Origin of the sequence: Methylorubrum pseudosasae, assembly GCF_029504475.1 — a bacterium.
GTDB classification, from domain to species: domain Bacteria; phylum Pseudomonadota; class Alphaproteobacteria; order Rhizobiales; family Beijerinckiaceae; genus Methylobacterium; species Methylobacterium extorquens.
In genome coordinates this window covers 1,615,754-1,633,567 of sequence record NZ_JAQGDU010000002.1, presented here as the reverse complement: position 1 = coordinate 1,633,567, position 17,814 = coordinate 1,615,754, and the positions used below count along the sequence as shown (strand labels likewise).

Sequence of the window (17,814 nt, the reverse complement as noted above, 5' to 3'; positions counted from 1 at the left end):
GTTGAACGTCGGGGCGGCGATCCGTGAGGAGACTCCTAGAGGCCCGAGCCTGACCGCCGGATGGCGCGAAGATTACGGTTTGGACAGGTCCGGCTCCGCCTCTTCAGGCGCCGAGGCCGTCAGGCCCGAGCGCCAGCGCAGGTCGGCAAGGAGGCCCGACGGATGCGTGTCGAGCACCGGCGTGATCGGCAAACCCGCCGCATGGAGGAGCCCCGCCGCCCAGTGGTTGCAGACGTTGCTGTACGAGAAACGCCCGTGCGCCTCGTAGAACAGGCTCGGGCCGTAGAGCCCCGGGCCGAGAGCGGCCGGCTGGCCATCGGTGAGCCGGAAGCTCGCCTCCAACCGTGCGAGGAGCCGGGCCAAGCCTTTGCGCGAGAGTGGGACCGGGACGATGTCGGCCTGCGGGAAGCTTGCGCGGGCGGGGCGTGCGAGGCCGACGACCTGGATCACGCCGTCGCTTCCACCGGGTGTGAACAGCGCCGAGAGGGCCAGCCGCCAGTCGAAGGCGGCGAGCGTCGGCGTCGCCCGGTAGAAGCGCGCCTCGCCCCAGCCGAACTCCAAGGCGTCATAGGCGCGAAAGCGCGTGGCGAGATTGCGAAGGGCGGTGCCCGCTCCCTCCCCCATCAGGCTGTCGCGCGGCAGGACGAGACCGGAATGCCAGCCGTGGCTGACGAGGAGCACGGTCTGCGTATCCGGCTCGGCCGGCGGGTAGAGGCTCGGGTCGCCGGGCCGGGCTGTCCACAGTGTGAGCGCGAGGAGCGCGGCGGCTAGCCCGGCCAAAGCCAGTCCAGCAAAGGCCAGACCGAGCCGCCGCAGTGGTCTCATGCCTCGCTGAGCCGGACCAAAGCTTCCTCGATCTTGATGAGCCGAGCCGCCTCCGCGTCGCGGCGCTCGCGCTGCTCGTCCACCACCTCTTCCGGCGCGCGGGCGAGGAAGTCGGCATTGCCGAGCTTGCCGTCGATCTTGCCGATCTCGGCCCGCGCCTTGCCCGCCTCCTTCTTCAGCCGCGCGACTTCGGCCGCGAGATCGACGATGCCCTCGAGCGGAAGTGCGGCCACGCTGCCCCGCACGAGGAGCTGGACGGCGTTCTTCGGCGCGGCGTCGGCGAAACCGATCTCGGAGAGGCGGGCGAGGCGGGTCAGCGTCTCGCTCCAACGCTCGACCCGAGCATGGACGCCCGCATCGGCGCCCACCAGCACCAGCGGCACCTGGGCGCCGGCGGGCACATTGGTCTCGGAGCGGGCCGAGCGGACCTCGGAGATCAGATCGACCAGCCAGCCGATCTCGTCCTCGGCCTGCTTGTTCGTATAGGCCGAGAGCTCGGGCCAGGATTCGAGCGCGAGCAGGCCGCGCGGTGTCGGCAGCACCTGCCCCTTGATCGCCCACAGCTCCTCCGTGAGGAAGGGCATGAACGGGTGCAGCAGCTTGGCGATCTGGTCGATCAGGAAGGCAACCGTCGCCTGCGTCTCGGCGCGCGCCGCCGGGTCGACGCCCTCGCCCTGAAGGACGGGCTTGGCCAGTTCGAGATACCAGTCGCAGAACACGTTCCAGACGAAGCGGTAGGCCGCGGCCGCCGCATCGTTGAAGCGGTAGACCGTGATGCCCTGCGCCACTTCCGCGACCGCCTTGGCGGCCTCAGTGAGCGCCCAGGCGTTGAGCGTCTCGCGCACGGCCTCGGGCCGGAAATCGGCCTTCAGTTCGCAGCCGTTCATCTCGGCAAAGCGCGCCGCGTTCCAGAGCTTGGTCGCGAAGTTGCGGTAGCCCTCGACCCGCTGGGGGCCGAGCTTGATGTCGCGGCCGGGGGCGGCGAGTGCGGCAAGCGTGAAGCGCAGCGCGTCGGCGCCGAAACGGTCGATCAGATCGACCGGATCGACCACGTTGCCCTTCGACTTCGACATCTTCGCACCCTTCTCGTCGCGGACGAGGGTGTGCAGGTAGACGGTCTCGAACGGCGCCTGATCGGTGAGGTGCAGGCCCATCATCATCATCCGGGCGACCCAGAAGAAGATGATGTCCTTGCCCGTGACCAGGGTGTTGGTGGGGTAGAAACGGGCCAGTTCCGGCGTCTTGTCCGGCCAGCCGAGCGTCGAGAACGGCCAGAGCGCGGAGGAGAACCACGTGTCGAGCACGTCGGGATCGCGGGTCAGCGCGACCTCACGGCCGTGCTTGGCTTTCGCCTGCGCGACCGCGTCCGCCTCGCTCTCGGCGACGAAGATGCCGCCCTCGGCATCGTACCAGACCGGGATCTGGTGGCCCCACCAGAGCTGGCGCGAGACGCACCACGGCTCGATGTTCTCCAGCCACTGGAAGAAGATCTTTTCGTAGTTGTCCGGGACGAAGCGGGTCTGCCCGTCGCGCACTGCCTGGAGGGCGCGCTCGGCCAGCGGCTTGACGTTCACGTACCACTGGTCGGTCAGGTAAGGCTCGATCACCACGCCCGAACGGTCGCCATGCGGCACCGCGTGGGTGTTGGGCTCGACCAGACGCAGCAGGCCGCGCTCCTCCATCAGGGCGACGACCGCTTTCCGCGCCTCGAACCGGTCGAGGCCGTCGAGCGCCAGCGCGGCGTCCTCCGGCTCGGCGCCGTCGAGGAAATCGGCGTTGCCGGCGATCTGGATGCGCGCCTCGGCATCGAGGACGTTGATCGGGCGGCAACCGTTACGGCGTCCGACCTCGAAGTCGTTGAAGTCGTGGGCCGGGGTGATCTTGACCGCGCCGGTCCCCTTCTCCGGATCGGAATAGGCGTCGGCGACGATCGGGATCAGCCGGTTGACCAGCGGAAGGCGCACGCGCTGTCCGACAAGGTCGCGGTAGCGCTCGTCATCCGGATGGACGGCGACGGCCGTATCGCCGAGCATCGTCTCGGGGCGCGTCGTCGCCACGGTGATGATCGCGCCCGTCGGCGTGCCGGCCTCGTCCACGACGGGGTAGTCGAAGTGCCAGAGATGGCCCTTTACCTCGATCTGTTGGACTTCGAGGTCCGAAATCGCGGTCTGGAACTTCGGGTCCCAGTTCACGAGACGCTTGTCGCGGTAGATCAGCCCCTGCGCGTGCAGATCGACGAAGGTCTTGAGCACGGCGCGGCTCAGGCCCTCATCCATGGTGAAGCGCTCCCGGGACCAGTCGCAGGAGGCACCGAGCCGCTTGAGCTGGCCGATGATCGTGCCGCCGGATTCCTCCTTCCAGGCCCAGACCCGGCGCAGGAATTCCTCGCGTCCCAACTCGCGGCGGCCCGGCTGCTGCGTCTCCATCAGCTTGCGCTCGACCACCATCTGCGTGGCGATGCCGGCGTGGTCCGTGCCCGGCTGCCACAGCACGTCCTTGCCCCGCATCCGCTCGAAGCGGACGAGGATGTCCTGGATCGTGTTGTTGAGCGCGTGGCCCATATGCAGCGAGCCCGTCACGTTCGGCGGCGGGATCACGATGCTGAAGGGCTCGGCGCCGGCCCGCTCGGGGCGGCCGGCGCGGAAGGCCTGGCCCTCTTCCCAGGCCGCGGAGACGCGCGCCTCGACGGCGGCGGGGTCGAAGGTCTTGTCCATCATGGGCGGGGCGGGCTTTTCGAGGCGGCGGTTCTAAAAGATGTCGCCGCCGCTATCGGCCCGCCGCGGGGCCGTCGTCAACCGTCGGGCCGTCGGTGCCGCGGGCAATCGCTTGAAGCGATCACCCTGGTTTTCTTCTAGCCTCAAGCGCCAGCGGCCGCCTCCGCGGCCTCAGGCTGCCGCTCCGCTCGATGCTTTCCGGGGCTCATGCCCCGAAAAGCCCGCTCCGCGCGGCGCTCTTCGCGCCGCGAAGCCGCCCAAGCGGCTTCGATCGACGGCTCTGCAGGTGCCGCGGTGCAATCACCCCGTGATCGAGGGACGAACGGCTCACCGCCCGCGGGCGACCCGCTCGATCTCGATGCGCACCAGCCGCTCGACCATGTGCGGAAGGTTCTCGTCGAGCCAGCTCTTCAGCATCGGCCGCAGCATGTCCTTGACGAGATCCTCGAGCGTGCGGGCGTTCTGCGACAGCACCGTGTGGGCGAGGAGTTGGAAGTTCTGACCGACGCTCTCTCCGGTGCTGGACGAGACGAGCCGCTCCGTCACCTCTTCCTCGACCGCCGTGCGGACCCGATCGGTCACTCTCGGGGCGGGAGGCGGCTCGGGGGCAAAATCGAAGGGGTCCGGCTTGGCCGCCGCCGGGGGCTCGAAGTCGGGCTCCGGTTCCGGGTCGAAATCCGGCATGCGGAAATCGATTTCGGGGATGTCGAAGGCAACCGGCTCGGGCTTGCGCACCGGCTCTGCCACTTCGGCGAGATCGAGCACGTCGTCGTCCGGCGGCAGCGCGGGAGCCGGCGCGGGCGGCGCCTCGGCCTCGACGGTCTTGGGAGCTTGGTCGTCGGCAATGATGCGGCGGATCGAAGCCAGGATCTCCTCCATGGAGGGCTCCTGCGTCTTGTCCTGAACCTTAGGGCTCGCTGCGCTCATCGGGACGATACTCGGTGACGATTGACAAGACGATGACTTGGTTAACGAACTATTGCATCGCCTTGCCCGGCATCAACCACGGTCCGCCGCCGGCCAACAGGAAAACGTCGTCCGCGGCGAGGCCGTCAGCGCCCGTCGGGGGTGCGCAGGCCGAACCAGAGATCGCGCACCTGATCGAGATGTTCGCGGGCGCTGTACGGGGTGACCGGCAGGCTGGTGAAGCGGACGGTGAGCCGGCCGACGGCCTGGACGACATCGTAGGAGTTCACCACGCGGTCGCGCTGGGCGCGGATCAGGGCGACGCGCGCGGAGAGCAGTTCCTGCTGCGCGTTCAGCACGTCGAGGGTGGTGCGCTGGCCGACGCGAGCCTCCTCACGCACGCCGTTCAGCGCCACCTCGTTGGCCTGAACCTGCGCCTGCGAGGCGATCACCTGTGCCTTTGAGGCTTCGAGATTTCCCCAGGTCCGCACGATCGAGGCGCGGATGGTGTCGCGGTCCTGGTCGGCGACGAGGCGGGCGCGCCCGACATTCTCCTTGGCCTGCCGGATCGCGGCGTATTCGGCGCCACCCTGATAGAGCGGAATGTTGACCCGTCCGACGATCGAGGCGGTGACGCCGTTGTCGCCGGGGAACTGCTGATCGTACCGCTGCTGCACCGCCCCGGTGATCTGCGCCTGCGGATAGAGCGCGCCTTCGTTCACCTTCACCTGCAGCTCCGCCACGTCCACGGCGTGCAGCGAAGCGAGGATCTGCGGATGCTCCTTCAGGCCGATGAGAATCGCCTGATCGAGCGAGGCCGGCACGTAGCGGTCGAGCGGGCGCCCGGGAGCGAGCTGGCGCGGTTCGACGCCGACGATCTGCCGGAAGATACCGATCGAGGCACGCAGGGCCGCCTCAGCCGCGCTCACCTGGGAGCGCGCGCCGGCGAGGCGTGCTTCGGCCTGGGCGACGTCGGTGCGGGTCACCTCGCCGACATTGAAGCGGTCGCGAGTCTGACGAAGCTGCTCTTCGAGCACTTCGACGTTGTTGCGCTGAAGCTCCAACGTCGCCGTGTCGCTCAGGACGTTCATGTAAGCCTGAGCGGCGTTGAACAGCGTGTTCATCTCGGTCTGGCGCAAGCCTTCCCGCGTGCTGAGCACGGTCGATTCGGCCGCGCGCACCCGGTTGTCGGTCTGAAAGCCGTCGAAGACGTTCTGGTTGATGGTCAGGCCGGCGCCGCCCGGGCGGGTCGTGAGATTGATCGGCCCGCTGGCGCCGACGCCGCCGATCTTACCCTGGAATTGCTGGATGCCGATGTCGGCCGAAAGCGCGGCGTTCGGTCGGTAGCCGGCCTGGAAGCGATTCACATCCTCGTCGGTCGCGCGCAGGTTCGCCCGCGCCGCGTTCAGCGCCGGGTTGGCCTGATAGGCGCGGGACAACGCGCTCTCGAGGGTCTCGGCAGCCGCCGGACTTGCGACAGCCAGTGCCGAGACGACGGCGCCAGCCAGCCGAAGCGCGGACCGCGCCGCAGGGTTCCGTTCTTTCACGTCGATCAGCCCTTGCGGTTTCTCGATATGCCGTCCCGCCGCACTGCCGTGTCCGCTCCGGTGCGTCGCCCCAGCAAATGCCCCGGAGGACATCTGCAGGACGACCCGCACCATGAGGGTCGCGACAGGGATGCCGCATGCACACCCATGCGATGGAATGGCTAGCCCGCCTCGTGCCCGAGAGTAGCCGAGCTTGCGCTACCGACGACAGGGCTTACCGCACCGCGTCGTCGGATTGCCGGCGGGTGCCTCAAAAAAGCGACACCCCAGCGGACTAATCCCTCATGGCCGTGTGCCGGCGCGCACGCGTACTTTCGTGCAGTTTTCGGCGGTCACCGTACCCGGCGCGGCAGTCAGCCTGAGATGGAATGGATTGGGTGCATCGGCCGGGCGCGACGCGCACGGATTGCGTGGGTTCCAGGGGCCTGACGACGGCCCCGGCGTAGCCTCGGTGCCACTCACAAAGCGTTCGCTGTGCCGCCGTGTCCGGAGGGAAGACGAGCAGCGGCCGGGAACGCTAGAGCGCTTCCCAACTCCGTGGTCACTGGTTCGGTGAAAGAAAAGCGCGTCGAAACAAAAACCGAGAGACGCCAACCGGATGCAATCAGGTCGGATACGGCACTATGGGCGCGCTTAGAACGCGAAGCCGGGTTCGGTCGCGAAGCTCTTCAGGGCCGGCAGCGAGGCATCGAAAAGCGGGCGGGCCCCGAAGGCATCGCCCGCCCGCACGAACAGGGTCGCCTTGGCGTTGCGGTGCGGACCGAGCACGCAGACCAAGCGCCCGTCGTCGCGCAATTGATCGAGCAGGGCCTGCGGCCGGATCTCGACCCGCCCCTCGACGAGGATGGCGTCGAAAGGCCCACCCTTGGCCGGAGCGGTCAAGGCGCCCTGGACGAGGTCGACGGTGTCGCCAAGGCGCTCGCGGGCGGCGCCGATGAGATCCGGGTCGGATTCCAGGGCGACGACCTCGGCGCCGAGCTGCCGGAGCATGGCCGCGCCGTAGCCGTAGCCGGTGCCGACATCGAGGGCGCGGGTGCCCGGACGAATCTTGAGCGCCTGAATCAGGCGCGCCAGCAGCATCGGGGCGGGCATCGCGCGAATCCCGTCCTCGCCCGTATCGAAGGTCAGCGTCTGGTCGATATAGGCGAAATCCTCGCGGCCCGGCGGGACGAAGCGCTCGCGGGGTACGGTGTCGAAGGCATCGAGCACCGCGACGTCGTTCACATCGAAGGTCCGGAGCTGACAATCGACCATGAGGCGCCGCGCCTGAGCATAATCGAGCATGAGCCGTCCATCCCTCGCCGCCGCGCCAGACCGTTTCCCCGCCCGCCCGTCGAGCGGCGCCGGCCCGAGCGGGTCGGGTTGTCGTGGATCGTTCCCGGAATTGCAAGGCTCGCACGAGCGCCTTGCATGGCCAGGAACGAGCAGATTGTCAGGGGTATCGGAAAGTTTGGAGGCCTCGCCCGGAATCGAACCGGGGTGCAAGGATTTGCAGTCCTCTGCGTAACCACTCCGCCACGAGGCCTCGTCGCGAATGCGCGACACTCCGGGCCGAGCGGCCGGTCCGGAGCGAGGCGTCTCTAGCAGAGGCTTGACCCGCTCGGCAACGGTCTTGTCGCTCGATCGACACAAACGCCGCCGCCGCACCGCGACCCGGTGGAAAAAGTGCGTCGTCGGCTCAGAAGGCGCAAAAAGCGGCGATAGGACCCTTGCGTCCGAAACCGGCGGAGGCTAATGACCCGCCACCGCCGCTGAGGCGGCCCGGTGATCCCCGATAGCTCAGTTGGTAGAGCAAGCGACTGTTAATCGCTTTGTCGCAGGTTCGAGTCCTGCTCGGGGAGCCAAATCTTTCAATCACATAGCTGGTCTACGGCAGAGTCGTGTTGCCGCCGTTGTTCCTCGGCCGTTTCTAGCCGTCGAGCTTCGCTTTTCACCGCGCCGTTCGTAGCTCGGCCGCGCGGTCCGACGAAACCATCGATCCGCGGTTTTAGAGCATCGTTGTCGATATCTGCGTGGGCGTCGCGGTGCGCATCACGTTGTCCGGCACCGCCCTGGCCTCGCAAGCCTCACTCACTACCCCTGCCCTGCTGTCCATGTTCCAGATGCTGTCCGGGCAGCCTGAGGCACGCGCGAGTTCGCGGAACGTGCGGCCGAAGTGCGAGCGCCGCCACGGAAGGCCGGAGCCTTCGTCTATGACCAGGGACCAGCGCCGGGCAGCGGCATGTCGGCGAGCCGTTCGGGGTCGTGGTTGAGATCGTGCTCGGTGACCTCATTGCCGTTCGATTCCGACGTCGACCAGACCACCATGGATCCGCGATCCTCGAACACCAGGGCCGGCGGTCGCCCGCGCGCGTGCATCCGAGTCGGGATGTGTCCCAGCCCATGATCAGCAAGCCAAGCCGTCTTGTCCTTCACCTCGTCGGATTGGCCGGACCAAATCTCAACCTCGGCGCCGGTCTTGTGGAGCGCCAGCAGCGTGCGAACGATCGGGTGCAGGGCTCGTCCCGGTTGCAAGCCGCGTAAGATCCGCGCCAGTCCTTCTCCTTGCCGGGACGATTCAGGAACTGCGCCTGGTGCTCGGTGGGGGCCAAGGACCCGTCCAAGTCGAACACGACGAACAGGGTCATTCTCTCCTGCGTGAGGCTCTGATCGAGTGCGGCGATCGCTGGTCGCGCTCTCTCGTGGGCAAGACGTGCGGTCGCGAGCGCTCGACGGGTTCGAACGAGTCGGTGGGCCAGTTCGATAAAGGCGTAGCAGAGAATGCCGAGTATGTTTTGAAATCTGGTCGGACCAAGTTATGTGAATTATTTGTTGGTTATTTTATTGAATACTTGTTCGGACAACTACTTGCTCTGAGTTTGTATCTAGCTAATTTATTTGATGTGCGTCATCGCACGGACGGATCTGTGTTGATTTTATAGATTGATACATCCTGAAATCATATTTAACGGCGCCTGCGGCCTTCCATAACTCTTCGTGACCCGCGTTGACGACGGTTGTGCCTCGCAGAAATGCGTCGCCAGCCGTGGAATTATGGATCTCAAAAAAGCAACAGAGACACTGATCGTTTTCGCCGATTTGGACCTTCTCGTTGAACGGGTGCTTGCGCTGGTGCGGGCGCATAATGCGCTGAGGCAGGACGGTTTTCACCTGATATCCGATGACGATTTGGTCGAGATCTATCGATTGCTCACCGAGCTTCATGAGGTGGCGATCGATGGCGTTGATCCAGACTTGGTCGCGCCGACCATTCTTCAGTTGCGCCTGAAACTCAGCGTCTTAGAAGTGACGATCAGTGCGCATCTCAACGCGCCAAGCCCCCAATATTTGCATTGAGGTCAAGCTGAGGCAGATCGGATAACCGCCTTTGGCTTACGAATTTCGGTTGGGAGCCGAGGGGCGCCCTCCGGTACGCGGTCTGTGAAGTTATTCACCAACACAGGGTGCATGCGTCCGTAGCCCCATCAAGCGCGGCCGGCGGGGGTCGAGGTGTCAGATTCGCGATGTGGTGATACGTTTGACCGCCATGCTGCGAGGGATGCGCATTGGGCGCGGTTCTCCACGACAGCGTCACGACGACTAAGGCGGTCCGTCGCGCATTACAGCGACGTCAAGCGAGCGTGAGAGCGGCGGCTAAGCGCGACGGCGTCATATCCCGCGATCATGCAGAAGTGGCACGATCGGGAGACGACGGCTGATGCCATGCGGCCGAAGGAGCCCCGCTCGACCGTGCTGACGCCGGAGGGGAGGCGGTCAACGTCGCTGTATCCAGCGGCACACGGTGCTGCCGCTGGGTGACGGCCTCTACGGCCTGCAGCCCACCATCCCGGACCTGATCCGTCCGTCGCTGAGCGGCCGCCTGAGCTGCCTGCCGGAGATGGATAGCGGCAAGCCGGAGAAGAAGCGCTTCTCCGAGTACGTCATCGGCTACCTGCGCGTCGACATTGCCGAGGTCAGGACAGAGGAAGGCAAGCTCTAGCTCTTCGTCGCCATCGATCGAAACTCGAAGAAGGCCTTTGCAGAGCGAGAGGCAAAAGCCAATCGCTACACTGCATCGGACTTCTTACATGCGCTGGTGCGTTCGCCCCGTACAAGATCTACGCGGCGAGCCTAGGCGACGAAGTTCGATATGCTCGCGCCGCACTGCAAGCCGCAGGTGGACGAGCCGCCGGTCGCGCATTGCTACCCTCAGCTGCCAGTCGTGCCAGCGCCTTCAAGACGAAGTGTGTGGCTTGGAGACTGGTGATCCTGCGCAGAGGGGCCGCCGGCGTCAGCTCCGCCAGACAGCCCCCTCTGACAAGACTCAGCGAGCGGACGCTGCTGTGGCATCGGCCACGATCTTGCGGCTGGCGGGCGCAGCAACCGTGATGTGAGGCGTGGTCGTAAGCTCGGACGCCGGACGGACCGAAGCAGTGGCGCGAGCCTGTTCGCGGAACAGCGGAGGGGTCAGATGAATGCTCTCATCAGCCATGGCGGAGTTCGCCACAGCGACAGACGCGAGAGCGACGAGGGAAAGAAGCTGCATCGTACGCATGGATCATCTCCGGTGTGGTCAGCCTGTCACGGCGACCGATGGAGGATTGAACCATGGAATTTGTGCAGTGCGATAATCGCTGTGTGCATCGCGCCATAATGCGCGGTCAGGTGTTTCTTCTCGATATTATGCAGAACCTCTAGGCATGTTGCGTCGCTTCTGGTCGGCGAGCCATGCACTCAGCGGATATCAAGAAAATCTTGAAATGCCCGAAAAGATTTGTTCTGACGCGTTATATTTCGCTTAGGCGCCTCCACGACCGTTTGAGTGCATAGGCCTGCGCAAAAAGTATTTCCGCTACGCAATGAAACCAACCCTCGCTCGGCCAGGCATCGCAATTTAAAACCTGGATACTGATAGGTTGCTGTGGTTGCTTGGCCTGGGCAGATCGCGGATATGCCGATCGTGCACCCGTGAGTGGATCGACCTATTTGGCCGACCATGCTGGGAAAGCTCGCCCAATGACGAAAACCCGGAGCCCAAGGAGGATCGCGGGACTGCCAGTCGGCGCGCCGGGCGTGTCCCGATAGCCGCTCACGTTGCCGAACAGGATCTTTTGCGGATCGGTGCCGATCGCCTTGTGCCCGCCTGTGATCATCACCCCCACCAATCCAGACGCGACGTCCCGTGCTCGGGATGGACGCCGAAGATCTGCGGCGTGGTCCGGCCTAAGCGCACGGCCTCGGCGCCGAAGCGCCCGATGAAGTCGGTGCAGGCCTTGTAGATGTTCGCGCAGGCCGTGGGGCCGAGATACCGGCAGGGCGGTGAAGTCGGTTGGAGTGCGCCGAAGGCTCTGCGCCCTTGATCCGCTTCGGGGCGGGCACCAGTTCGTGACGGGGCATCGGTGCTGCCCACCGACATAGAAACCGTCGGCTCCCTCAGCCTCGCCGGTCGGGGGCAAAAAGAGCTGCACAAGCCCTGGACGCGCAGAGGACGGTACGCGCCGACGCCGAACGTTTCAGGGGCTCCATTCACCAACAGAGAGTGGCGTCACTCCTCTCGTCGAATGCGAAGCCGATCGACCGTAAGCTCGCCGATCTCTAAGCGGCCGATCCGGGCTCGCCCGATCGACAGCCGCCCGATCGACAGCCGCCCGATCGCGAAAGCTCCTACGGCAAGCGCACCAACGGCCAACGCTCCAACGGCGAGTGCCCCGACGGCGCCCCGCCTGACCGCGGCCTCTCGGATCGCTACGGACGTCAGCGGATCGGTAGGTAGCTTGCGGATCATCGTGGCAGACCTTTCGCTCGAAGGAGGTCCCGGCAGAGTGCGAGGCATTGGAGTTCCGCCTTGCCGCCAGCCTATCTCGGCGATCGCGCGCAAGCGAGACTGGATATCACCGCAGGGTGAATCTCGCCTCAGCGAATCATCCTCTCCGTGTTGTCGTCTCTCAAAAAAGTCAGCCACTCCACCCCGACTGTTCATCGCTTTGTCGCAGGTTCAAGGCCGGCTGGGGGAGCCAAACTCTTCCAAGCTCTCGGAAGCCTGCGGTTTCCGCACTTTACGGTGCGCTGGAATGACCGCGAGAGCGACGGCTGCGCAGGGCCGATCGTGTGATCCGCCCGACCAGCTTTGCTAAGTTGCCCCCGCATCGCGCGTGCGCTCGCTTGAAGAGCGTTCTGCGCATCGGCCTTGCGCCGCCTCTACTATAAGACCGAGAGCCGCCCAGTTTTCCGAGGCGGCTCCCTTTCACGATGTGCTCGGCCGTTGATCGCGACGCGAGTCGTCATCGACGACCGCTCTCACGTGACCACTGCCTCAGCGCTTCTCGTCAACGACGGGCGCGAGAATGCGCGGGGTCTGCTGGTGCTGGACCACCCGCCATTCCTCGTGCGACAGCCTGCGGTAGGTCGAGGTGCAATGGGCCTCGTAGGTCTCTTCGCCCCGTGAGGCTTTCACGGAGTAGGCGATGACGATCAGGCCTTCCTGGGGACGCGCGATCCGGCCATCGTCGAATTCGACGGCAGACCAACGGGGTGTGTTCGCGACGGCTTCGACCGCTTGAGCGCCGCCGAAGACGTAGGGCGGCTGCGGCAAGGCCATCAGGCACTCGTCATCGACGAGTTCGCGGTAATGATCCGGGTCACCGGTCCAAAGGCTCTTTTCGAACGACCAAACACGATCATCGTCCACGGGGTCCTCCTCAGGCTTTCGAAGTGCCGGGACAAGACCTGCGCGCGGTGATCGTTCCTGGAGTGCACCCGCCTGATGGTCGCGTGCGTCCCCTGCCGGCGTCGGATCGGTAAAAACTATCATCCTAACCAAGAAGCCGGTGAGCTTCGCGTCGGCCTGTTCCGCCAGCGCCCTCAGGCGCTGGCGACCTCGAACTCCATGCCGCGTCCCGGACCTTGGTCGGCATAATCCACGAGCGTCAGCCCGCGCTCGATCAGCGTCTCTTCGAGGATGTCGCGGTGCTTGCGCACCATCTGCCCGATCGCCAGCGGCGTCAGGCGCGGGCTGGAGCGACGCAGAGCATCCACGCCGACATGGGCCGGCATGCCCTCGTTCTCGGCGATCCGTGCGAGCGCCAAACCCAGGTCGCGCGCCTTCGTCTCCGCGGCCGATTTCGGCTTGAAAGCCATGTGATGCCTCTTCTCTCGATACTTTCGTCAGGCGGCCTGCAGCGTCTCGGCGAAGTCTTCCGGCACCTCGCCGAACCGGCCGAGAATCGTCGCGCTTTCCAACTCCCCCGTTTCGTCGTCAGCCACGATCTGGATCGCGGCGGTGCCTGGCAGCCGTGTGGCCATCGCCTCGGCCCGCTTCAGTGCACCGTTCACCGTCGGCGACACCTGCTGGTCGCCGGGGCACAGACGTTTGCGCTTCAGAATGAAGGTCTGCACGAGGTAGGTCGTCCGCATCGTCACCGTCGGTTCTCCCGCACCAGGACCGAGCCGGCCGCCATTCACGCGTCGGGCAGGCCGACGCGGTCACGGAAGCCCGAGCCGGAAATCGGCCGCCCGCTTGTTCTATTTTCGTTCTAGCACGAAAGATGGCGCTGCGTGAGCCTGTTTTGCAGCGCCGACACGCTTGGCGGGCGGCTGTTTGCAGCGTTCGCGATCAGCCGCCACCGATGCCGGCGATCACTTTGCCAGTGCCGTTGCAGTCCGGGCAAGCTTTGGCTTCGATCTGGCCGCTTCCGCTACAGCGGGGACACAGGTTCTCACCCGTTCCGGGTGTACCGGGCGGTGCTTCATCGCCGGGTTTCGCGGGTTCCGATTGCGTCATAATTACGCTCCCTCATCTGAGGTCAGGGAGAACCCGCGCCGTTTTAGCCATGTTCCCGGCGCCGACGTTTACGACGAGTGGCCCGCATCGACGTCACGCAGGATGGCAGGCACCTCGTCGATGATCTCGCGTGCCAGGAAGCCGACTGGTCCGACGCGCTCGGCGAGTCGTCGCCCGGCTTGCCCGTGCAGATAGACCCCCCATGCCGCCGCTGTCGTCGCCTCCGTGCCGCGTGCGAGCAGCCCCGCGACGATGCCCGCCAAGACATCACCGGAGCCGGAGGTCGCCAGCCCGACGCCGCCGCCGCTGTAGAGCCACGGCTCACCCGAGGGGGGCACGATCCAGCTCTGCGCGCCCTTCATGATCACGACGCATCCGAGCTTTTCGGAAGCCCGCTGAGCTGCCGCCAGAGGATTGGCTTCGACCTCGCTTCTGTCGATGTCCAGGAGCCGAGCCATCTCGCCGGCATGCGGCGTGATCACCGCGCGGCCACCGCAGGATCGAACCGCGCCGGCCTGCGCGCCAAGGCCGGCAATGACGCCGGCATCGAGCACGAGCGCCGATGAGGCTCCGGCCGGAAGAAGCGAGTGGACCAGCGCGTCGGCCGTGGCCCCGGCGCTCAGCCCCGGGCCGATCAGGATCGCGTTGCAGCGCTCCGCCAAGGCCGGCAGGCGCGCCGCGGCCGAGGCCGGGTCGATTCCGCCCTCCTCCGTTTCGACGAAGCCGATGACCCGTGCCTCGGGCACCGCGAGAGCCATCGCCGACGCGGCGCTCTCCACGGTCGCGATTCGGAGGCGACCGGCCCCGGCCCGGAGCGTGGCGACGCCTGCCAGAAAGGCGGCGCCCGGAACTTCGATGGATCCACCAACCACGAGGATCGTGCCGCGCTGCTCCTTGCTGCCCTCCTCGGGGATCGGCAGGGGCAACTCCCGAAGGCGGTCGAGTGTGAGGTGGTTTACCTTCATCGGGCGGCTGCGTGTGCGTCCGGATCGGTCCAACGTCGCGGCGTCATCCTTCGCAGGTCCTAGGATGGTGCCGGACGGTAAAGCGTCGGACGCGGCGTCCGTATCCCTGCAGCGTGCGAGCAACCTCGTTCGATTTGGCCGCTTCGAACGTGTCACTGGCTCCAATTGGCGATTGGATACAAAATCGCGGCCTCGGGTTCCCCGATGGACAGATCATCGGGAACCACCATGAAAAACCTTCTCATTCTCGCAAGCGCGGCCGGCCTCATGGCTGCGAGCCTCGTCCCGCTGACGGCGACATCGGCCGATGCCCGCTCCCGTCAAAAGAGCCGTGGGATCGTCACGAGCGACGGCAGCGTGACCGGCGGACGCGGCCGGGGCCAAACGATCTCCCGTGGCGCCACGGGAGCCAGCACCATCAGCCGCAATTCCGCGGCGGGCGGCAATGCCAATCAGCCCGAGCGTGCGGTCCCGCAGGGGAGCGGTGGCGGTGGAAGCGGCGGTGCCGGCGCGCAGTGACGCCGACTCGGCGTCGGTGAACGGCGCGGGCGGCGATCACGACGACAATCGATGCGAAGAAAGTGTGTGATCGATGGCACTCCGTTCCGAGACCCCGCCCCCTCCGGCCGACCATGTTCCGGACGCACCCGCTCCGTCGGAGCGTCCGACCAGCGCGCAACTGAAGGCCGAAATCGATTCCGGCCGCACCGGCGATAAGATCCCCGCTCACGATCCCGGCTTGTCGCCGCTCGGGACCGATGACGAAGCGGCCGGGACGCCCGCGGATGCGTCCCGCGTCACGCTGGCACGCGAAGAGGAGACCCGACCGCGCCGCCAGAGGGCCAGCCGAATGCAGACCGGGCACGGTGCCAACCGTTGGGTCATGCCGGCCTATTACGGGGCCATCGTGGTGGCGGCGCTGGCGGTCGGGCTCGTCGTGTGGCTGTTGCGCTGACCTGACGGATCGCTGCGATCGGGCGATCCCGGCCATTGCCCCGGCGGCGTGATCCGGCCGGCCCGCTACGGACGCCCTGCCGGCGCGTGTCGATGCACGATTGTTCCAACTTTACGCGATGGTGCAACGGCATCTTATCGGGCGCCTGCCACGCTTCGATGCTCACGCGGGGACATCGATGTCCAATCATGCAGGATTTCCGGTCGACGCCCCTCCGACGCCCGGTGAACCTGGGTTGATCGCGGTCGATGAGCACACCTCGATCGGGTGCTGGGTCCACGACATCTCGGCGCAGGACGTCGAGATCGTCGTTCCCGACGCCTCCCTCGTCCCGGACGTGTTCCTGCTGACATCGTCGGCCCAGGAATCCATCAAGGTGTGCCGCACCCTGTGGCGAACCGACGAGATGATCGGCGCACGGCATCTTTAGGGCGTCGTCCTGACGGTCGTCGCCAGCTTTCGACACAGCGGTATGGTAACGGCGACTTGGCCGCATCGCTTCGGAAAGCGCGTCAATCCGTGCGCAACGAACCGCGCAGGCCGTTGCCGGGTTGATCGAGCCGGAGGTGCCTCATGGCCGAGACCAAACAGACGGACAAAGTCGAAGCCCCGGATCGACCGCGCCTGACGCCTCAGGGGCATAGCAGCGGAACTGCTTCCGGGGAGGACAGCACCGATCCCCAAGGCGGCGCGAAGCAGGGTCAAAGCGACAAGGCCGAAGGCGAGCGGCGCGAGCCGTAAGCGCTGGCGCGATGGTCGCCTGAAACGCGGTGATCCGCGTGTTGCCTTGAGGTCAACGCGTGACGGGCCGGCTTCTCAGGAGAAGACCGACCCGCCTGTCGCCTGCGTACCGCATTGGGGGGCTGGCAGCCCAACGACAGTGATTCAAACGGACCTAGTGCAGCGGATCATCCCGAGTCGTGAAGATCGGGAAAACTTCGGTGCAGCCGCCAAATCGTTGTCACAGCGGTCTTTTTTCCGCGAAATCGCCGCGCCGCGGGAGAATTTTCTCCCTATCATGTGCGCTAGCGCACGAAATTTGCTCTCCATGACGTGAGCTGCGGAAGAAGGCGTTTCCCTCAAACGGCACGGAGTCGCTCGGATAGTCCGGCTTCACAACGATGCGTTCGACCGGAGCGTGGGCAACTTTTGTCCCGCCACGGTTCACCTCCGGCACCTTGAATCATTGCCGACAAATTTCCGACCGCGTCGTCAACGGTAAGTTCTTATTAACCATCTCGATGCAATCCTCGTGACCATCGCTCCCCCTTGCCGGTTGCGACACAGTTCCTTCAGATTCGGCCTGGTCGATTCATGGTACATCTCGCGACGGACTGCCCCAGCGGATTGATCGTCGAAGCCGCCATGCCCGCTCTAAATGGCGAGAGTCGCGATCGGATCGGACAGGGCCTGCGTGAGGCCTATGTCGAGCGCTGCGACGCGCAGCCGATCACCGACGCGCAAGTCGAACTGCTGCTGCAACTCCGGCAGAAAGAGCGCGATCGCCGCCGCAGCGCCTGAGGATCGGGTCTCCCCGTCTCAAGAGGCCATGGCGTGACGATTACTGCCAGCGCCGGGCCTTCGGCTGCTGGCGCCGGACCTCGGCGGCCCGGATCATGGTCAGCACCCGATCGAGATCCTTGAGCAGAGACGACTCGGTCGCGCGTGCCGAGGCGATCTCCTGGTCATCGCTGCCGAAGCGTTGACGCTGTTGCTGCAGCGTCAGCTCGTCCTCGAGGGCCGCCCGCTCCGCATGGAGCGCGAGGTAGGCCGCGTCCTGAGGATCGGCCGGATCGAGGAGGGGCTCTTCCTCGCGGGGTGAATGTGGCTCCGTCACGATGACGGTCTCCTCGGACGTTTCAAGCGCAGGCCCGGTTCCACTCAGGATCTCAAGGGCGAGATCTCGTGAAGATCACGCTCGTGGAACGACTGAGCGTCCCTCACGAAACTTCCGGGCGCTGACCATCGTTGCATCGGCCGCGATGGTGCGGCGGACATATTGTCAGAGAAACTGACCCGCGCACCTATTCCGGTAACGCTCCCGGGGGAGGAGTGGTCCCGTCGCGATCCCATCCTCAGTGAAATTTCGTCTTCCCCCAGGGCTTTCCGGGAGCTTTCCAGGGGCTGTCATGTCACCGTCATG

18 protein-coding genes, 2 tRNA genes and 2 pseudogenes are annotated in these 17,814 nt (G+C 65.8%); 8 read left to right on the top strand and 14 right to left on the bottom strand.

Features of this window, described 5'->3' with window-relative positions; translation table 11 throughout:
- Positions 1-72 precede the first annotated feature (72 nt).
- The 6 genes from M2437_RS08635 to M2437_RS08610 form a co-directional block, all read right to left on the bottom strand.
- A complete protein-coding gene (locus M2437_RS08635) occupies positions 73-825 on the bottom strand; it encodes a DUF2459 domain-containing protein (protein WP_253387130.1) in 753 nt (250 codons plus the stop codon).
- Entirely contained in the window at positions 822-3,542 is a 2,721-nt protein-coding gene (locus M2437_RS08630; RefSeq protein WP_253387129.1) for a valine--tRNA ligase, read from the bottom strand. Before M2437_RS08630 ends, M2437_RS08635 begins: the two co-directional genes overlap by 4 nt.
- Before the next feature lie 324 nt (positions 3,543-3,866).
- On the bottom strand, positions 3,867-4,466 hold the full coding sequence (locus M2437_RS08625; protein WP_253387128.1) for a PopZ family protein: 600 nt from the start codon (positions 4,464-4,466) through the stop codon (positions 3,867-3,869).
- Between the two features lie 125 nt (positions 4,467-4,591).
- A complete protein-coding gene (locus M2437_RS08620; RefSeq protein WP_301293025.1) occupies positions 4,592-6,085 on the bottom strand; it encodes a TolC family outer membrane protein in 1,494 nt (497 codons plus the stop codon).
- Between the two features lie 540 nt (positions 6,086-6,625).
- Positions 6,626-7,276 carry a protein-L-isoaspartate O-methyltransferase family protein gene (locus tag M2437_RS08615; RefSeq protein ID WP_253387126.1) on the bottom strand — a complete coding sequence of 217 codons (651 nt, stop codon included), beginning with the start codon at positions 7,274-7,276 and terminating at the stop codon, positions 6,626-6,628.
- A gap of 167 nt (positions 7,277-7,443) precedes the next feature.
- Positions 7,444-7,517 (bottom strand) — tRNA-Cys (locus M2437_RS08610).
- A gap of 243 nt (positions 7,518-7,760) precedes the next feature.
- On the opposite strand from M2437_RS08610, the gene M2437_RS08605 reads away from it, so the two are divergent.
- Positions 7,761-7,836 (top strand) — tRNA-Asn (locus tag M2437_RS08605).
- A gap of 346 nt (positions 7,837-8,182) precedes the next feature.
- Here the strand turns inward: M2437_RS08605 and M2437_RS08600 are convergent.
- Positions 8,183-8,506 (bottom strand): hypothetical protein, encoded by a 324-nt coding sequence (locus M2437_RS08600; protein ID WP_253387125.1) that lies wholly within the window; start codon positions 8,504-8,506, stop codon positions 8,183-8,185.
- A 462-nt stretch (positions 8,507-8,968) separates the two neighbouring features.
- Here M2437_RS08600 and M2437_RS08595 point away from each other — a divergent pair, with 462 nt between their 5' ends.
- On the top strand, positions 8,969-9,328 hold the full coding sequence (locus M2437_RS08595; protein ID WP_253387124.1) for a hypothetical protein: 360 nt from the start codon (positions 8,969-8,971) through the stop codon (positions 9,326-9,328).
- Positions 9,329-9,537: 209 nt separating this feature from the next.
- Positions 9,538-10,070, top strand: a pseudogene (locus M2437_RS08590) (transposase family protein); the annotation flags it as partial.
- A gap of 225 nt (positions 10,071-10,295) precedes the next feature.
- On the opposite strand, the gene M2437_RS08585 reads toward M2437_RS08590, so the two are convergent.
- From M2437_RS08585 to M2437_RS08560, 6 genes and pseudogenes are all read right to left on the bottom strand, one after another.
- A complete protein-coding gene (locus M2437_RS08585) occupies positions 10,296-10,526 on the bottom strand; it encodes a hypothetical protein (protein WP_015952815.1) in 231 nt (76 codons plus the stop codon).
- Between the two features lie 427 nt (positions 10,527-10,953).
- A pseudogene (locus tag M2437_RS08580) lies at positions 10,954-11,387 on the bottom strand (hypothetical protein).
- 897 nt (positions 11,388-12,284) lie between these two features.
- Entirely contained in the window at positions 12,285-12,659 is a 375-nt protein-coding gene (locus tag M2437_RS08575; protein ID WP_253387122.1) for a DUF4440 domain-containing protein, read from the bottom strand.
- Between the two features lie 173 nt (positions 12,660-12,832).
- Positions 12,833-13,108, bottom strand: coding sequence for a hypothetical protein (locus M2437_RS08570; protein WP_003600805.1), 276 nt, complete (start codon positions 13,106-13,108; stop codon positions 12,833-12,835).
- A 27-nt stretch (positions 13,109-13,135) separates the two neighbouring features.
- The gene (locus M2437_RS08565) at positions 13,136-13,390 is read right to left on the bottom strand and encodes a hypothetical protein (protein ID WP_003600804.1); all 255 of its coding nucleotides are present in this window, start codon (positions 13,388-13,390) and stop codon (positions 13,136-13,138) included.
- A gap of 429 nt (positions 13,391-13,819) precedes the next feature.
- Positions 13,820-14,716 (bottom strand): NAD(P)H-hydrate dehydratase, encoded by an 897-nt coding sequence (locus tag M2437_RS08560; protein ID WP_253387121.1) that lies wholly within the window; start codon positions 14,714-14,716, stop codon positions 13,820-13,822.
- A gap of 228 nt (positions 14,717-14,944) precedes the next feature.
- Here M2437_RS08560 and M2437_RS08555 point away from each other — a divergent pair, with 228 nt between their 5' ends.
- From M2437_RS08555 to M2437_RS08535, 5 genes are all read left to right on the top strand, one after another.
- The gene (locus tag M2437_RS08555) at positions 14,945-15,235 is read left to right on the top strand and encodes a hypothetical protein (RefSeq protein WP_041358306.1); all 291 of its coding nucleotides are present in this window, start codon (positions 14,945-14,947) and stop codon (positions 15,233-15,235) included.
- A 73-nt stretch (positions 15,236-15,308) separates the two neighbouring features.
- Complete coding sequence (locus M2437_RS08550; protein WP_253387120.1) at positions 15,309-15,671, top strand: hypothetical protein; 363 nt, start codon at positions 15,309-15,311, stop codon at positions 15,669-15,671.
- Between the two features lie 118 nt (positions 15,672-15,789).
- Complete coding sequence (locus tag M2437_RS08545; RefSeq protein ID WP_277570251.1) at positions 15,790-16,101, top strand: PilZ domain-containing protein; 312 nt, start codon at positions 15,790-15,792, stop codon at positions 16,099-16,101.
- 143 nt (positions 16,102-16,244) lie between these two features.
- Positions 16,245-16,412, top strand: a complete 168-nt coding sequence (locus M2437_RS08540) for a hypothetical protein (RefSeq protein WP_165301602.1) — start codon at positions 16,245-16,247, stop codon at positions 16,410-16,412.
- Positions 16,413-16,985: 573 nt separating this feature from the next.
- Positions 16,986-17,192 carry a hypothetical protein gene (locus M2437_RS08535; RefSeq protein ID WP_003600796.1) on the top strand — a complete coding sequence of 69 codons (207 nt, stop codon included), beginning with the start codon at positions 16,986-16,988 and terminating at the stop codon, positions 17,190-17,192.
- 40 nt (positions 17,193-17,232) lie between these two features.
- Here M2437_RS08535 and M2437_RS08530 read toward each other — a convergent pair whose 3' ends face one another.
- The gene (locus M2437_RS08530) at positions 17,233-17,508 is read right to left on the bottom strand and encodes a hypothetical protein (protein WP_012255762.1); all 276 of its coding nucleotides are present in this window, start codon (positions 17,506-17,508) and stop codon (positions 17,233-17,235) included.
- Between the last annotated feature and the right edge of the window lie 306 nt (positions 17,509-17,814).

Coding starts and splice junctions, on each gene's coding strand:
- M2437_RS08635 (WP_253387130.1), bottom strand. CDS start 825: ATGAGACCACTGCGGCGGCTCGGTCTGGCCTTTGCTGGACTGGCTTTG.
- M2437_RS08630 (WP_253387129.1), bottom strand. CDS start 3,542: ATGATGGACAAGACCTTCGACCCCGCCGCCGTCGAGGCGCGCGTCTCC.
- M2437_RS08625 (WP_253387128.1), bottom strand. CDS start 4,466: ATGAGCGCAGCGAGCCCTAAGGTTCAGGACAAGACGCAGGAGCCCTCC.
- M2437_RS08620 (WP_301293025.1), bottom strand. CDS start 6,085: ATGTCCTCCGGGGCATTTGCTGGGGCGACGCACCGGAGCGGACACGGC.
- M2437_RS08615 (WP_253387126.1), bottom strand. CDS start 7,276: ATGCTCGATTATGCTCAGGCGCGGCGCCTCATGGTCGATTGTCAGCTC.
- M2437_RS08585 (WP_015952815.1), bottom strand. CDS start 10,526: ATGCGTACGATGCAGCTTCTTTCCCTCGTCGCTCTCGCGTCTGTCGCT.
- M2437_RS08570 (WP_003600805.1), bottom strand. CDS start 13,108: ATGGCTTTCAAGCCGAAATCGGCCGCGGAGACGAAGGCGCGCGACCTG.
- M2437_RS08560 (WP_253387121.1), bottom strand. CDS start 14,716: ATGAAGGTAAACCACCTCACACTCGACCGCCTTCGGGAGTTGCCCCTG.
- M2437_RS08555 (WP_041358306.1), top strand. CDS start 14,945: ATGAAAAACCTTCTCATTCTCGCAAGCGCGGCCGGCCTCATGGCTGCG.
- M2437_RS08550 (WP_253387120.1), top strand. CDS start 15,309: ATGGCACTCCGTTCCGAGACCCCGCCCCCTCCGGCCGACCATGTTCCG.
- M2437_RS08545 (WP_277570251.1), top strand. CDS start 15,790: ATGGTGCAACGGCATCTTATCGGGCGCCTGCCACGCTTCGATGCTCAC.
- M2437_RS08540 (WP_165301602.1), top strand. CDS start 16,245: ATGGCCGAGACCAAACAGACGGACAAAGTCGAAGCCCCGGATCGACCG.
- M2437_RS08535 (WP_003600796.1), top strand. CDS start 16,986: ATGGTACATCTCGCGACGGACTGCCCCAGCGGATTGATCGTCGAAGCC.